At 65.2% G+C, this 14,609-nt stretch carries 14 protein-coding genes; 6 read left to right on the forward strand and 8 right to left on the reverse strand.

Annotated elements, in window-relative coordinates; all coding sequences use genetic code 11:
• Positions 1-12: 12 nt before the first annotated feature.
• Positions 13-696: a GntR family transcriptional regulator gene (locus ACXJMY_RS22685; RefSeq protein ID WP_456621569.1), complete on the reverse strand. Its 684-nt coding sequence runs from the start codon at positions 694-696 to the stop codon at positions 13-15.
• A gap of 156 nt (positions 697-852) precedes the next feature.
• On the opposite strand from ACXJMY_RS22685, the gene tcuA reads away from it, so the two are divergent.
• From tcuA to tcuB, 3 genes are read left to right on the forward strand one after another with little or no spacing between them, the layout of a single operon-like run.
• Complete coding sequence (gene tcuA / locus ACXJMY_RS22690; protein WP_456621570.1) at positions 853-2,244, forward strand: FAD-dependent tricarballylate dehydrogenase TcuA; 1,392 nt, start codon at positions 853-855, stop codon at positions 2,242-2,244.
• A 27-nt stretch (positions 2,245-2,271) separates the two neighbouring features.
• A complete protein-coding gene (locus tag ACXJMY_RS22695; RefSeq protein WP_456621571.1) occupies positions 2,272-3,300 on the forward strand; it encodes an esterase in 1,029 nt (342 codons plus the stop codon).
• Positions 3,301-3,330: 30 nt separating this feature from the next.
• A complete protein-coding gene (gene tcuB, locus ACXJMY_RS22700) occupies positions 3,331-4,434 on the forward strand; it encodes a tricarballylate utilization 4Fe-4S protein TcuB (RefSeq protein ID WP_456621572.1) in 1,104 nt (367 codons plus the stop codon).
• Between the two features lie 31 nt (positions 4,435-4,465).
• Here tcuB and ACXJMY_RS22705 read toward each other — a convergent pair whose 3' ends face one another.
• The 3 genes from ACXJMY_RS22705 to ACXJMY_RS22715 all read right to left on the reverse strand — a co-directional run bounded on the left by ACXJMY_RS22705 (position 4,466) and on the right by ACXJMY_RS22715 (position 8,430).
• Complete coding sequence (locus tag ACXJMY_RS22705) at positions 4,466-5,779, reverse strand: GGDEF domain-containing protein (protein ID WP_456621573.1); 1,314 nt, start codon at positions 5,777-5,779, stop codon at positions 4,466-4,468.
• Positions 5,780-6,117: 338 nt separating this feature from the next.
• Positions 6,118-7,422 (reverse strand): nicotinate phosphoribosyltransferase, encoded by a 1,305-nt coding sequence (pncB, locus tag ACXJMY_RS22710; protein WP_456621574.1) that lies wholly within the window; start codon positions 7,420-7,422, stop codon positions 6,118-6,120.
• A gap of 81 nt (positions 7,423-7,503) precedes the next feature.
• Entirely contained in the window at positions 7,504-8,430 is a 927-nt protein-coding gene (locus tag ACXJMY_RS22715; protein WP_456621575.1) for a LysR family transcriptional regulator, read from the reverse strand.
• Positions 8,431-8,525: 95 nt separating this feature from the next.
• Here ACXJMY_RS22715 and pcaH point away from each other — a divergent pair, with 95 nt between their 5' ends.
• Complete coding sequence (gene pcaH, locus ACXJMY_RS22720; protein WP_456621576.1) at positions 8,526-9,314, forward strand: protocatechuate 3,4-dioxygenase subunit beta; 789 nt, start codon at positions 8,526-8,528, stop codon at positions 9,312-9,314.
• 4 nt (positions 9,315-9,318) lie between these two features.
• On the forward strand, positions 9,319-9,945 hold the full coding sequence (gene pcaG, locus ACXJMY_RS22725) for a protocatechuate 3,4-dioxygenase subunit alpha (RefSeq protein ID WP_456621577.1): 627 nt from the start codon (positions 9,319-9,321) through the stop codon (positions 9,943-9,945).
• Positions 9,946-9,960: 15 nt separating this feature from the next.
• Here the strand turns inward: pcaG and ACXJMY_RS22730 are convergent, their stop codons facing one another.
• The 3 genes from ACXJMY_RS22730 to ACXJMY_RS22740 form a co-directional block, all read right to left on the reverse strand.
• Positions 9,961-10,578: a LabA-like NYN domain-containing protein gene (locus tag ACXJMY_RS22730; protein ID WP_456621578.1), complete on the reverse strand. Its 618-nt coding sequence runs from the start codon at positions 10,576-10,578 to the stop codon at positions 9,961-9,963.
• A 498-nt stretch (positions 10,579-11,076) separates the two neighbouring features.
• On the reverse strand, positions 11,077-11,466 hold the full coding sequence (locus ACXJMY_RS22735) for a nuclear transport factor 2 family protein (RefSeq protein WP_456621579.1): 390 nt from the start codon (positions 11,464-11,466) through the stop codon (positions 11,077-11,079).
• Positions 11,467-11,505: 39 nt separating this feature from the next.
• The gene (locus ACXJMY_RS22740; RefSeq protein WP_456621580.1) at positions 11,506-12,219 is read right to left on the reverse strand and encodes a DJ-1/PfpI family protein; all 714 of its coding nucleotides are present in this window, start codon (positions 12,217-12,219) and stop codon (positions 11,506-11,508) included.
• 167 nt (positions 12,220-12,386) lie between these two features.
• Here ACXJMY_RS22740 and ACXJMY_RS22745 point away from each other — a divergent pair, with 167 nt between their 5' ends.
• Positions 12,387-13,334 (forward strand): GlxA family transcriptional regulator, encoded by a 948-nt coding sequence (locus ACXJMY_RS22745; RefSeq protein ID WP_456621625.1) that lies wholly within the window; start codon positions 12,387-12,389, stop codon positions 13,332-13,334.
• Positions 13,335-13,398: 64 nt separating this feature from the next.
• Here the strand turns inward: ACXJMY_RS22745 and tuf are convergent, their stop codons facing one another.
• Entirely contained in the window at positions 13,399-14,604 is a 1,206-nt protein-coding gene (gene tuf, locus ACXJMY_RS22750; RefSeq protein WP_456621581.1) for an elongation factor Tu, read from the reverse strand.
• Positions 14,605-14,609: the final 5 nt, after the last annotated feature.

Genomic DNA, 14,609 nt, shown 5'->3' on the forward strand with positions numbered 1-14,609 from the left:
CGGACGATCCGGTTACTGCTTCTGCAACAGTTTCAACCGGCAGCGCAGCGCCTCGCGGATATGCGCCCGTGCGAGCTGCTCGGCTCTGTCACCGTCGCGTGCGGCGATGGCATCGATGATCGCCTGGTGCTCCCCGTGGCTGGTCGAGGGGCGGCCCGACACCGTGAAAGTGGTAGGACCGAGCAGGGCGATCCAGTCCTGCAACTCGCGAGACGCATTGTCGAGATAGCGGTTGCGCGCGGCCCGGCAGACGGCTTCGTGGAAGGCGCGGTTGAGCCTGGCCATTTCGGCGGCGTCGTTCTCGGCCGCCTCGGTAAAGCCCTGCTCGATGTCCCTGAGCGCGTCGATCTCGGGCGCGGAGGCATGCTCGGCGGCAAGGCGGGCGGACGCGCCTTCCATGATCTCGCGCATCGCATAGAGTTCGAGCACCTCGGAAATATCGAGGTTGCGCACGATCAGGCCGCGTCCGCCGGATGGCTCGACAAAACCGCGTGCCGCGAGCCGGCCCAGAGCTTCGCGGACCGGCGTGCGGCTGACCTTCAGCCGCTGCGCGACCTCCTCCTCGCGCAGGCGGTCGCCGGCGCGGTAGCTGCCGGCCTGGAGGGCTTCGCAGAGCGAGCGGAACACGGCTTCGCCCAGTGCGACACCGCCGCCGCGCGCGATCGATCCGCCTGCCTTTGCCGGGCGTCTGGCCATGTTCCCTCGAAACGCGAAGCGCATCCCGCCCATGCAGAGATGCCGCTTGCACAGCTTCTGTATATCTTTGTATACAAAGGTACGCAATGACAGACTGATTGACCGGGGCCGCCGGCGGGCAGAATGTCTCCAACTTCGTCGCATCGGGCAGACGGCATGAGCAGCAAATACGACGTGCTGGTGATCGGCGGCGGCAATGCGGCGCTGTGCGCGGCGATCAGCGCCCGGCGCGGCGGCGCATCCGTCCTCGTGCTCGAGGGCGCGCCAAAATTCTATCGCGGCGGCAACACGCGCCACACCCGCAACATGCGCTGCGCCCATGACGCCGCGACCGAGATCCTGACCGGACCTTACACCGAGGACGAGTTCTGGGAGGATCTGCTGCGCGTGACCGGCGGGCAGACCGACGAGGTCCTCGCCCGTCATATGATCCGCGAATCCAAGGACATCCTGAACTGGATCGTGGAGCAGGGCGTGCGCTGGCAGCCCTCGCTCGGCGGCACGCTGAGCCTCGGCCGCACCAACTCCTTCTTCCTCGGCGGCGGCCGGGCGATGTTGAACGCGCTCTATCTGACCGCCGAACGGCTCGGCGTCGAGGTTGAGTACGACGCCGAGGTGACCGACCTCGTGATCGAGGACGGCATGTTCCTTGCCGCGCGGCTCAAGCGGCCGATCAAGGGTGAGACCGAGATCCGCGCGACGTCGCTGGTCGCCGCCGCCGGCGGCTTCGAGGCCAACATCGAATGGCTGAAGCAATATTGGGGCGAGGCCGCCGACAATTTCCTGATCCGCGGCACGCCCTATAATCGCGGCACGATCCTGAAGATGCTGCTCGACAAGGGCGTGCAGGAGGTCGGCGATCCCACCCAGTGCCATGCGGTCGCGATCGACGCCCGCGCGCCGAAATTCGACGGCGGCATCATCACGCGCCACGATTCCGTCGTGTTCGGTATCGTCGTCAACAAGCACGCCCAGCGCTTCTACGACGAGGGCGAGGATATCTGGCCGAAGCGCTACGCGATCTGGGGCCGGCTGGTCGCGGCGCAGCCCGACCAGATCGCCTATATCATCTTCGATTCGACCGTCGTCACGAGCTTCATGCCCACGCTGTTTCCGCCGATCGCCGGACAAACGATTGCCGAGCTCGCCGGCAAGCTCGAGCTCGATCCGGTCGCGCTGGACAAGACCATCACCGAGTTCAACGCCGCGGTGCGGCCCGGCACCTTCGACCACACCATCCTGGACGACTGCCGCACCGAGGGCATCACGCCGCCGAAGACGCATTGGGCGCGGCGGATCGAGACGCCGCCCTATCTCGCCTATCCGGTGCGGCCCGGCATCACCTTCACCTATCTCGGCACGCGCGTGACCAAGGAGGCGCGCATGCTGATGGCTGACGGCAAGCCGTCGGCCAACATGTTCGCGGCCGGCGAGATCATGGCCGGCAACGTGCTCGGCAAGGGCTATGCCGCCGGCATGGGCATGACCATCGGCAGCGTGTTCGGGCGGATCGCAGGGCGGGAAGCGGCACGCCACGCGAAGAACTAGGATGAAGAAAAGACTTAAGGAAGAACCATGTTACGCATTGCCATTGCTTCGATCACGGCGCTGCTGATCGTCGGCCACGCCAACGCCGCCGAGCCAATCGCCTTGCGCGATATGGGTTCGTTCCATGTCGGCGGACGGCTGGTGGAGATTTCCGGCAAGCCGGTGAAGGAGGTCGTCTTAACGCCCGGCGGCGTGCCCGTGAAGGTTGATCCCAACGGCACCTATCAGGTCGAGCAGATGTATGTGCAGTATTTTCTGCCCGCCAGCGAGAAAGGCGCCTATCCGCTTCTGATGTGGCACGGCGGCGGGCTGACCGGCGTCACCTACGAGACAACACCGGACGGACGCGAGGGCTGGCTGAACTATTTCCTGCGCCAGGGCTGGGCCGTTTACAATTCGGATGCGGTCGAGCGCGGCCGCGCCGGCTGGGCGCAGTACCCCGATGTCTTCAAGGGCGAACCGGTCTTCCTCACCACGGCCAACCCATTCGAGCGCTTTCGCATCGGCGACGGCGCGGGCTCCTACGATCCCGATCCGGCCAAGCGCAAGCTGATGCCGGGCAGCCAGTTTCCGAATGAGGGTTACAAGAACTTCGTCAAGCAGAACGTACCGCGCTGGACCACGACCGACGATGCCATCATCGCCGCCTATATCGCCGAGATCGACCGCGTCGGCCCCTCCGTCATCCTGTTCCACAGCCAGGCCGGCAGCTTCGGTTTCAAGGTGGCGCAAGCGCGGCCCGACAAGGTCAAGGCGCTGATTGCGATCGAGCCGGCCGGACTCGGCGATCCCGCCAGGGCCGATGCCTTGAAGAACATTCCGACGCTGATCGTCTATGGCGACTATATCGACAGGGATTCGCGCTGGCCGACAATCCGCGCCAGGGGCATTGCCTTTGCGGACGCGATCAAGGCCGCCGGCGGCAGCGTCGATGTCGTTGACTTGCCGCAAGCCGGCATCAAGGGCAATTCGCACATGATCATGATGGACAAGAACAATGCCGAGGTCGCCGCCCTGATCCAGAAATGGCTCGTGGGCAAGGGGCTGACGAAGTAAGCGGCTCGGCGCGAGGGCAGGAAGCAACGAATGCACGGAACGCCAATCCTGGACGAAGCCGACCGTCTCATGACGGTCTGCAATTCCTGCCGCTATTGCGAAGGGCTGTGCGCGGTGTTTCCAGCCATGGAGATGCGCCGCGCCTTCTCCGACGGCGACCTCAACTATCTCGCCAATCTCTGCCATTCCTGCGGCGCCTGCTATGTCGACTGCCAGTTCTCGCCGCCGCACGAATTCAACGTCAATGTTCCGCAGACGCTCGCGGTCGCGCGCGCGGAATCCTATGCGGCCTATGCCTGGCCGCGGGCACTGTCCGGCGCCTTTGCGCGCAACGGTCTCGTCATCAGCATCGTCGCGGCGCTGAGCATGGCGACCTTCATTCTCGGCTTCGCCGCCCTGAACGACCGCAGCGTGCTGTTCGGCGTGCATACCGGGCCGGGCGCGTTCTACAGACTGATGCCGCATAACGCGATGGCCGCGCTGTTCAGCGCCGCGCTGCTCTATGCCATTCTCGCGCTCGTCATGAGCGTGCGCGCGTTCTGGCGCGACATCGGCTCACCGATCGGCGGCCGTGCCGATGGCGGCTCGATCTTCCAGGCCATTCGCGATGCCGGGGAGCTGCGCTATCTCGATGGCGGCGGGGTCGGCTGCTACAACGAGGACGACAAGCCGACCGACCGGCGCAAGCTGTATCATCACCTCACCTTCTACGGCTTCCTGCTGTGCTTTGCCGCAACGTCGGTGGCCACGCTCTACCACTATGTGTGGGGACGTGAGGCGCCGTACCCCTGGTGGGATCTGCCGGTCGTGCTGGGCACGCTTGGCGGCATTGGTCTCATCGCCGGGCCAATCGGCCTGTTCGTCGCGAAATCGCGCCGTGATCCGGAGCTGCTCGACGAAAAAGGTTTCGGCATGGATGTCGGCTTCATCGCCATGCTGTTCCTGACCGGTCTCACCGGCATGGCGCTGCTGATCYTGCGCGAGACCGCCGCCATGGGGCCGCTGCTGGCGCTGCATCTCGGTGCGGTATTCGCGCTGTTCATCACCATGCCCTACGGCAAGTTCGTGCACGGCATCTACCGCTTCGCCGCACTGGTGCGCTACGCGCAGGAGCGGCGGGCAGAGGTCTCCTGATCGGGCGGCGGCAAGCCGGCGGGATCTGCTGTCAGCTTCGTGCCGCGGCAACTTCGCGCGGCCGCGGCGCGACCAGCACGACGTCCGGTCTGGCAGTGTCGACCTGGACCCGGTTGCGTCCCTTTTCCTTGGCACGATAGCAGGCGGCATCCGCAGTACGCATCGCCTGCTCGAGTGTGGTGTTGCCGTCGGGGATGCAGGCAACACCGATGCTGGCGGTGACGGCAAAGCAGCGATCGTCCCAGGCGAAGCTGAACAGCTCGAGCGACTTGCGCAGCCGTTCGGCGATATCGACGGCGTCGAAGGCCGAGCACTGCGGCAGGATCAGGCCGAATTCGTCGCCGCCGAGCCGGGCCACCAAATCGTGCGGACGCCGGTCCTGTTGCAGGAGGCGCGAGACCTGGCACAGCAGCCGGTCGCCGGCGAGATGGCCGCAGCTGTCGTTGACGCTCTTGAACTGGTCGAGGTCGAGCAGGATCAGGCCCAGCGAGCCGTCTCGGGCATTGTCGAGCGCGCTTTGCAGGCGCGACTCGAAGGCGCGGCGGTTGGCGAGGCCGGTCAACCAGTCATGCGAGGCCTGCCAGGCGAGCCGATCCTTCTCGGCGTGCAATGCATCCTCGAACGCCTGCCGTTGCAGCACCAATCGTCGGGTGTGCCAGAGCAGGAGCAGGATCAGCGTCGCGGCAGTGACGACGTTGACGCAGGTCAACGTCACCTTGATGGCGCGGGAACCCTCGCCGAGGACAGTGGAGAACCGCCTGGCATGCCCCGTGAACTGGCTGTTCAGCTCCGAGAGCCGCGACGACAGATATTGCAGGCGGTCGCTGTCGCGAACGGGTCCGTTCGTCCACTCGGACCGGATGACCTCGCCGAAGACGCTCAGCTCCAGCAGCATCGGATCGGTGGCAGCCCATTCCCGGATTGCGTCCCGGAGGAAGCTCACCTGGTTGAAATGGCGGAACAGCCAGATCAAGCCGGGGACGTCGTCGGGATGGTTGCCGCCTTGCAGGAAGCCGATCCGGGCGGCCTCGACGTCGACCGGATCGCGCTCGAGCGCCCACCGCGCGAATTCGTCGCCGATGGGAACGGCAAGCGAGGCCTGATATTGCGCGAATTGGCTGGGCTCGCCCGAATGCAGATAGAGATTGAGGAAATAGACGGCGTTCTTCTGCGAGCGCGACCACATCGCCTCGCCCGCGACATAGGCGCGGACCGAGGACATCACCTCCAGGCTGAATCCGGCGATCGCCGCCTGGAGCACGACGACCATGACAAAGGGCGAGACGAGCTTGATGACATGAAGGAAGCTGCGTCCCTTCGACGACGTCGCTGTTCTGCGAAACACTTTGCGTTCCCCAAGTCGCTCAACGACCCCAGCGGAGCGATCCGCTCATAACGCGGATTACGCGAGAAGGCTGCTTAACTCGACCTGAAAGAGCCGGAAGACTGCGTCGCAGGGTGAAAGCGCTGTGAAACGGATGCTCGCAGATCGCTGCAAATGCCGCCGAACCGGAACTGGCGCGGCGATGCCTCGCATTCGTGCTGCGTCGTTTACTCGATCGAGAGAAACCGGCTTGGCGCTGGAGCGTTTTCGAGCGAAGTGGATACCGGTTCGCGGTGAAGGAAACGCGTCAAAACAGGAATCCAGAGTCCCGTTCCGATTCCGTCGGAACGGAAATGGCTCTAGACCAGGACCGGCTTGCGCACGCGGCCGGCGTCGCCGAATACGCGCAGGTAACGCTCGATCTCCGAGGGCATGCCGGTTGCTTTCTCCGGATTGTCGGAGAGCTTGACGGCCGGGTGGCCGTCGACCGACGTGACCTTGCAGACGATCGAGATCGGATCGAGATTGACCGAACCGTCCGGCGGGCAGCCGACGAAATCGTTGGTGAGATTGGTGCCCCAGCCGAACGAGAGCCGCACGCGGCCGGCGAAGTGGTGATAGGTCTCCTCGATCGAGCCGACATCCATCGCGTCGGAGAACACCAGCAGCTTGTCCTTGGGATTGCGGCCCTTCTTCTCCCACCATTTGATGATCTCCTCGCCGGCCTGGATCGGCGGCGCGCTGTCGGGCCGGAAGCCGGTCCAGTCGGCGACCCATTCCGGGGCATCGCGCAGGAAGGCCTTGGTGCCGAAGGCGTCGGGGAGCGCAATCAGGAGATTGCCGCCATAGGTCTGGCGCCACTGGTCGAGAATGCGATAGGGCGCCCAGCGCAACTCCTCGTCGTCGCTGGCGAGGGCTGCGGCGACCATCGGCAGCTCATGCGCATTGGTGCCGATCGCTTCGAGATCGTTGTCCATCGCCAGCAGCACGTTGGAGGTGCCTATGAAGGACGGGCCCAACCCCTCCTTCACCGCTTCCACGCACCAGCGCTGCCAGAGGAAGCCGTGACGGCGGCGCGTGCCGAAGTCGGACAGCCGCAGGCCGTCGAGCTTGCGCAGGTGCTCGACCTTGGTCCAGAGTTTTGCCTTCGCGCGGGCATAGAGCACGTCGAGCTCGAAACGGCCGCGGCCTTTGATCGCCGCGCGGGAGCGCAGCTCGTTGAGGATCGCCAGCGCCGGGATCTCCCACATCGTGGTGTGGGTCCACGGCCCGTGGAAATGCAGTTCGTACTGCCCCTCGACCTTGCGCAGCTCGTATTCGGGCAGGCGGAATTCGGCCAGCCAGCGGATGAAGTCGGCCGAGAACATGTGGGTCTTGCCGTAGAAGGTGTTACCGGCAAGCCAGATCAGCTCCTTCTTGGTGAAGCGGATGGTGCGGGCATGGTCGAGCTGGGCGCGCAGCTCGCCCTCGTCGATGATCTCGGCAAGGCGCACATGGCGCGAGCGGTTGATCACCGAAAATGTCACCTGCTGACTCGGGTAGGCTTCCCGAATCATCTGCAACATCAATAGCTTGTAGAAATCGGTGTCGAGCAGGCTGCGGATGATGGGATCCAGCCGCCAGCTGTGATTGTAGGTCCGGCTTGCAATGTCGGTCACTGTCATGGGGGAATTCTAGCGTGGCTGCCCGGGCGCAACCAGTGGGTTTGGCGGGGATCAGCTTGTCGCCGGGCAGGGGCCCGTTGCTCAGGCCGCGGCCGTCGCCGCCACGGTTTCGAGCTGGCTCCTGATCCAGCGGTGGGCCGGGTCCTTCTGATAGCGCTGGTGCCAGACCATGAACATCGGCAGCTCGGCCAGCGTTCGCGTGCGCGAGGCCAGCGGAATCCGCACATGCGCGAAGCCACCCATCACGCCGGACGCCAGCAGGCTCGGCATGCTCGCCAGCATCTGCGAGCCGCGCAGGAAGGACGGCGCGCCGGAAAAGCTCGGCACGGAGATGGCGATGTCGCGGTGGAAGCCGTTGGCCGCGAGCCGGCGATCGAAGTCGAGCCGCTCATTGTCGGTATAGACCACGGTGATGTGGCGTGCCGCGAGATAGGCGCCGCGGCTGCCCGGCGCGGTGCGGGCCCCGGGATCGTAGTAGCAGACGTAATGGTCTCGCAGCAGGCGCTTCTGCACGATGTCGATGCCGGACGGCGGCAGCGGCGTGATCAGGAGGTCGCAGCGGTTTTCGCGCAGCATCGCAGGCGAGGGGGACTGCGAGGGGATCACGCGCAGGTTCAGGCTCTGCACCTGCGCCGCGACATGGCCGAAGAATCGCGGCAGCAGCAGATCGCGCTGGAAGTCATTGGCGGCGATCGTCAGCGCAAGCTGCGCGCTCGCCGGCTCGAACGTGACGCCGCCGGCAAAGCTTCGCATCTCGTCGATCAGCGCCCGCGCTTTCGCGGCCAACGCCTGGGCGTGCGCGGTGGCGACGATGCCGCGGCCGGATTTGGCGAACAGCGGATCGCCGGCGATCCGCCGCAGCTTGTTCAGGGCGTGGCTGACCGCGGACTGCGTCAGGCCGAGCCGCGTTGCCGCCGCCGTCACCGAGCCTTCCTCCAGCACGGCGAGGAACAGTTCGAGGGCGTGGCCGTCGAGCGCCAAATGATCGATTTTTTTCATGGAATTCATTATAATCGATCTATTTATCTTGAGAATAGTCCGCCGCATCATCTCCCGACAAAGCCGTGCGCCCAAACGGGGCGCCAGAGGGAGAGACAACGCCGATGAATGCCCAGGCGCCAGCCTTGCAGGATCCCCGCCTCAACGGTCCCGAGCCGTTCACGCCTCCGCTCCGTGACGGCGGCTTCTTCCAGCGCGACCGCACCATCCATCCGCCGGCGCACGCGCCCGGCTACAAATCCTCGGTGCTGCGCTCACCGCGTCAGGCGCTGCTGTCGCTGGAGAATTCGGTCTCGGAGATCACCGGACCGGTGTTCGGCCACAACGATCTCGGACCGCTCGACAACGATTTGATCCGCAACTACGCCAAGGACGGCGATCCGGTCGGCGAGCGCATCATCGTCCACGGCCGCGTGCTCGACGAGACCGGGCGCGGCGTGCCGAACACGCTGGTCGAGTTCTGGCAAGCCAATGCCGGCGGCCGCTACCGGCACAAGAAGGACACTTATCTGGCGCCGATCGATCCGAATTTCGGCGGCTGCGGCCGCGCGCTGAGCGACGACACCGGCTACTACTATTTCCGCACGGTGAAGCCCGGGCCCTATCCCTGGCGCAACTACGTCAACAGCTGGCGTCCCGCCCACATTCACTTCTCGGTATTCGGCTCGGGCTTCGCGCAGCGGCTGATCACCCAGATGTATTTTGAGGGCGATCCCCTGATCCCGGTCTGCCCGATCCTGACGACGATCCCGGATAAGGATGCGCTCGATCGCCTCGTGGCGCCGCTCGACCTCAACGCCTCGACGCCGTTCGACTCGCTCGCCTACCGCTTCGACATCGTGCTGCGCGGGGCCCGCTCCACCTATTTCGAAAATCGCACCGAGGGGAACTGAGTCCATGCCGCAGCCGCTCAACTACCTCAAGGAAACCGCCTCGCAGACCGCCGGCCCGTACGTCCACATCGGACTGATCCCGGCCATGGCCGGCTTCGACATCTTCGAGAAGAACTTTTCCAACGTGCTGGTGACGCCGAGGACCCAAGGCGAGCGCATCACGCTGGAGGGGCGCGTGCTCGACGGCAGCGGCACGCCGCTGCGCGACGTGCTGCTGGAAATCTGGCAGGCCAACGCCGCCGGCCGCTACAACCATCCGGCCGACCGTTCGGCCGGTGCGCTGGAGCAGGATTTTCGCGGCTGGGGCCGCGCCGGCTCGGATTTCGACAGCGGTCTCGTCACGTTCGAGACCGTCAAGCCGGGTGCGATCACCGACAAGGCAGGCCGCAAATGCGCGCCGCATGTCAACGTCTGGATCGTCGCGCGCGGCATCAATATCAGCCTCAATACGCGGCTCTATTTCTCGGATGAGGAGGCTGCGAACGCCGCCGATCCCGTACTCAACCTGGTCGAGCCGGCGCTGCGGCGCAAGACGCTGATCGCCACCCGCAGCGAGCGCGCCGGCAAGGTCGTGTATTCCTTCACGATCAATCTGCAGGGGCCGGAGGAGACGGTTTTCTTCGACGTCTGACGATCCGACGTCGTCCTATGGGATCAATCCACTCGGTCGCCTCGGATCTGCGCGCGCGGTGAATTGCGGTGGTTGTTGACGGATCTCTCGCGATCCCGGCCGTTCCGCCGGATCGCGCCCCACTCTTGGCTTCAGTTCCGCCAGGTCAATGAAGATGTCCGCTTGCCGGCGCAGGTCGTCGGCGACCATCGGCGGCTGGCTGACCAGCGTGGAGACAACCGTCACGCGGACGCCGCGACGCTGCACGGCTTGCACCAGCGGGCGGAAATCCCCGTCGCCCGAGAACAGCACGATCTGATCCACATGCTCGGCGAGTTCCATCGCATTGACGGCGAGTTCAATATCCATCCTGCCCTTCACCTTGCGGCGGCCGGTGATGGAGTCCACGAACTCCTTGGTGGGCTTGGTGACGACGGTGTAACCGTTATAGTCGAGCCAATCGATCAACGGCCGGATTGACGAGTATTCCTGATCCTCGATGACCGTCGTGTAGTAGAAGGCTCGCAGCACCACACCTCGGCCGTGAAATTCGGCGAGCAGACGCCTGTAATCGATATCGAAACCGAGCGCCTTGGAGGTGGCATAGAGATTGGAGCCATCGATGAAGAGTGCGATCTTCTCAAGCGAAGACATTATGCACAAATCTCCCGTTTCGCATGTGAGCCAGCAGGTTCGGCCCCTGAGGCTCTGTGGGCCGGCCGGAAAACCCTGAAGTCGCCCATGCTTTGCTGAAAAAACGGCGCAGACGACCGGACAGGGGTGTGGCCGTCATGCGCCAAGGTCAGGGAGTTGGTGCCACCAAGGAGGGTTGGTGCCACCGGCGCCAGGGCGCCCAATGCAAGCCACGTTAGGCCGTCAGCATTCCATGCTCAATTGTACGGAAGTAAACAGCGCGTATCCCAAGGGTTCGGCGCTCTATACCAAGGTAGATAGACGCGGCGGCAACAGCGGCCGTTGCCATGATCGCGCTGCTGCGCTCGGGGCGCATCGCCCGGCGCGGTGAACGCGCCGTCGTCCGGGCAGGTCTGGTTCATTCGGTCGGAAAATGGATCGGCCTCGTCCGATGACGAGGCCGATCCCTGTTGTCGCGATGGAGCTTGCGTCGCCGCGCGGATCTCGGCGGCGCGCCGGCTAGAATCCCGTCGGGCCCACCGCGCCGATCCAGTGCTTGACCTTGGTGGGGTCCTTTTCGTCCATATAGAAGAAATGGACCATCGTCGGTCGCACGGGCGCGGTGTTGGGGTCGTCGAAACGCATCGCCACCTCGCCGCGAAATATCTTGAGCAGGGGGCTATCCCAGTACTCGATGACGTCGTGGAGCGCGGTGAAGCCGCGGTCGATGAACTGCCGCAGATTGTTGCGGATCGTCTCGCGCCCGTGCCAATCGGCGACGCCGAGATTGCAGATCGCGTCCTCGGCGAAGCAGTCAAAGCCGCTGCCGAAGGTCTTGTCGTCGATCTCCCGCCACATCGCGAGGAGCCAGTCCGGCGGCGGGGTTTTCGTGAAGGTCTTTGCACTCATGGTGTCTCCTGGGGCTGGTCGATGGTGGGGCATTGCGCGTCAGCCAATGGGCGTGGCGATCCCGAGCCTCGCGGCCACGCGCCGGGCAGTGGCCTCCCGGTGCGCGGTGATGTCGGCGACCGCTCGCTTGGCCTGGTCGAGGATGGCGCCGGGTGCCCGCTCCGGCGTGCCGCTGTCGAACGGCGGTTCCGGTGCATATTGCATGTAGAGCTGGATCGCCCGCGCCACGTCATCGCCGCGTAGCTCCGCCGCGAGCCGCAGCGCGCCGTCAATTCCGGCGGTGACGCCGGCGGCAAAGATCCAGTTCCCGTCAATCACAACCCGCTCGTTGACGGCGATGGCGCCGAAGAGCGGCAGCAGGTGAAAGGAGGCCCAATGGGTGGTCGCCCGTCGTTCCCTGAGAAGTCCCGCCGCGCCAAACAGCAGGGCGCCGGTGCAAACGGAGAATATGCTGCGCGCTCCGGCAGCCTGCCGCTGGATCCAGGCCAGGACCTCCGCGTCCTCCATCAGGGCTTCCTGGCCAAAGCCGCCGGGCACATGGAGCACGTCGAGCTGGGGAGCGTCCGCAAGCGTCGCATCCGGCGTCAGCCGCAAGCCCTTGACGTCGCGCACCGGCTCGGCCGTCCTGCCGTAGGTGCGATAGGTCGCGTTCGGAATGCGCGACAGCACCTCGAACGGTCCCGTCAGGTCGATCTGATCGAGGTCGTCGAACAGCAGGGATCCGATTTGCAGGTGCGTCTCATGTGGGATCATGGGTTTGCTCTGAATTCGAAGTGGACAGCGCCAGCCTAACGGGGCACGCTATGGCCAAAATGCCAAAGTCCCCTCGTTTTCAGCCAGGTTCTCGGCCAAGTCCCGCTCGTTCAAGGCCGCTTTCGCGCGATGCCCGCCCGTTCGCTCGCGGCGGCGTCGCTCGCGTCATCGAAGTGCTGGCGTTCCCGTCGGTCCAATTGCTCGACGTGACGGGGCCGCTCCAGGTGTTCGCGTCCGCCAACGAGCACGTCGCACAAGCCGGCGGGACGCCGCCCTACGCCCTTCGCGTGGTGGCGAAGGATCGCTCGCGCGTGACCGCATCGTCCGGGCTGGAGATCGCGACAGAGCGCCTTTCGCGCAGGGGCGCGCTCGATACGCTGCTGGTCGCCGGTGGTCCGGGCGTCGACCTGGCCGCCGCCGATCCGGCGCTGCTGGAGTGGCTGCGGCAGCGCGTGAAGAAGGCGCGGCGTGTGGCTTCGGTCTGCACAGGCGCATTCCTGCTCGGTGCGTCGGGCGCGCTCGACGGACGGCGCGCGGTGACCCATTGGTCATACTGTGCCGAGCTCGCGCGTCGCTTCCCCGCCGTGCGTGTCGAGTCCGATCCGATCTTCGTGCGCGATGGCACGATCTGGACCTCGGCGGGCGTGACAGCCGGAATCGACCTGGCGCTGGCCCTGGTGGAGGAGGACCTGGGCCGCGCCACGGCGCTCGCGGTGGCGCGCTATCTGGTCGTCTTCCTCAAACGACCGGGTGGGCAGGCGCAGTTCAGCGAGGCGCTGTCGCTGCAATCGGCCGAAGACGAATTCGGTGCGCTGCACGGATGGATCGACAGGCATCTCACCGGCGATCTTTCGCTGCCCAGGCTTGCCAGTCAGGCCGGGATGAGCGAACGCAGTTTCAGCCGGCATTATACCAGAGCAACCGGACAGACGCCGGCGCGCGCCATCGAGCGATTGAGGGTGGAGGCCGCCCGGCGCATGCTGTCGGAGACGCGCCTGCCTGTGAAGAGCATATCGCGACGCTGCGGCTTCGGGTCGGAAGAGACCATGCGTCGCAGTTTTCTGCGCCTCCTGGCTGCGACGCCACAGGACTATCGCAGCCGGTTCGGCTCTTAGACAGATTGATCTGAGGTTGCCGAGATAATGCTGAATGGGGGCCGGTTGATCCGGCCCCCATCCGCTACTCCACGATCTCCGTGACGATACCGGCACCAACGGTGCGGTTGCCTTCACGGATCGCGAAGCGCGACCGCTCTTCCAGAGCGATCGCCTTGTTGAGCTCGATTGTGAGCTCGGCGCTGTCGCCCGGCATCACCATCTCGACGCCGTCGCCGAACTGGACGGTGCCGGTGACGTCGGCCGTGCGGAAGTAGAACTGCGGACGATAGTTCCTGAAGAATGGCGTATGCCGCCCACCCTCGTCCTTCGTCAGCACGTACACCTCCGCCCGGAACGCCTTGTGCGGCTTCGCGGCGCCCGGCCGCGACAGCACCTGGCCCCGCTGCACCGCCTCCCTGTCGATCCCGCGCAGCAGGCAACCGACATTGTCGCCGGCCTGCCCCTGCTCCAGGATCTTCCGGTAGGTCTCAATGCCCGTCACAACCGACTTGCGCGTCTCGCCGAGGCCGACGATCTCGACCTCGTCGCCGAGCTTGACGGTGCCGCGCTCGATCAGCCCGGTCACGACCGTGCCGCGGCCGGAGATCGACTGGACGCCCTCGATCGGCATCAGGAACGGACGATCCTTCGGCCGCTCGGGCACCTCGATAAAGCTATCGAGTGCGTCGAACAGTTTCAGGATGGCCTGGTCCGCCAGCGGACCGGTTTCGCCGCGCAGCGCCTGGATGGCCGAGCCGCGAATGACCGGCGCGTTGTCCCCGTCGTAGCCGTACTTCGACAGGAGATCACGCAGCTCGATCTCGACGAGATCGATGAGCTCGGGATCATCGGCGACATCGCACTTGTTCAGGAACACCACGAGGCGCGGTACGCCCACCTGGCGCGCCAGCAGAATATGCTCGCGCGTTTGCGGCATCGGCCCGTCGGCAGCGGAGACGACCAGGATCGCGCCGTCCATCTGGGCCGCGCCGGTAATCATGTTCTTCACATAATCGGCGTGGCCCGGACAATCGACATGCGAGTAATGCCGCGCCGCCGTCGAAAACTCGACGTGGCTCGTCGCGATCGTCAGGATCTTCGAGTCGTCGCGCGTACCCTGCGCAGCCGACGCCTTGGCGACGTCCTGATAGGAGACGAACGCGCCCCAGCCGTGATCGGCCGAGACCTTCGTCAGCGCCGCCGTTAGCGTCGTCTTGCCATGGTCCACGTGGCCGATCGTGCCAACGTTGCAGTTGGGCTTGAGGCGCGTGAACTTCTCTTTGGACATAGGAC

It is taken from the genome of Bradyrhizobium sp. P5_C12 (assembly GCF_054049735.1).

Coding starts and splice junctions, on each gene's coding strand:
- ACXJMY_RS22685 (WP_456621569.1), bottom strand. CDS start 696: ATGGCCAGACGCCCGGCAAAGGCAGGCGGATCGATCGCGCGCGGCGGC.
- tcuA (WP_456621570.1), top strand. CDS start 853: ATGAGCAGCAAATACGACGTGCTGGTGATCGGCGGCGGCAATGCGGCG.
- ACXJMY_RS22695 (WP_456621571.1), top strand. CDS start 2,272: ATGTTACGCATTGCCATTGCTTCGATCACGGCGCTGCTGATCGTCGGC.
- pncB (WP_456621574.1), bottom strand. CDS start 7,422: ATGACAGTGACCGACATTGCAAGCCGGACCTACAATCACAGCTGGCGG.
- ACXJMY_RS22715 (WP_456621575.1), bottom strand. CDS start 8,430: ATGAATTCCATGAAAAAAATCGATCATTTGGCGCTCGACGGCCACGCC.
- pcaH (WP_456621576.1), top strand. CDS start 8,526: ATGAATGCCCAGGCGCCAGCCTTGCAGGATCCCCGCCTCAACGGTCCC.
- pcaG (WP_456621577.1), top strand. CDS start 9,319: ATGCCGCAGCCGCTCAACTACCTCAAGGAAACCGCCTCGCAGACCGCC.
- ACXJMY_RS22730 (WP_456621578.1), bottom strand. CDS start 10,578: ATGTCTTCGCTTGAGAAGATCGCACTCTTCATCGATGGCTCCAATCTC.
- ACXJMY_RS22735 (WP_456621579.1), bottom strand. CDS start 11,466: ATGAGTGCAAAGACCTTCACGAAAACCCCGCCGCCGGACTGGCTCCTC.
- ACXJMY_RS22740 (WP_456621580.1), bottom strand. CDS start 12,219: ATGATCCCACATGAGACGCACCTGCAAATCGGATCCCTGCTGTTCGAC.
- tuf (WP_456621581.1), bottom strand. CDS start 14,604: ATGTCCAAAGAGAAGTTCACGCGCCTCAAGCCCAACTGCAACGTTGGC.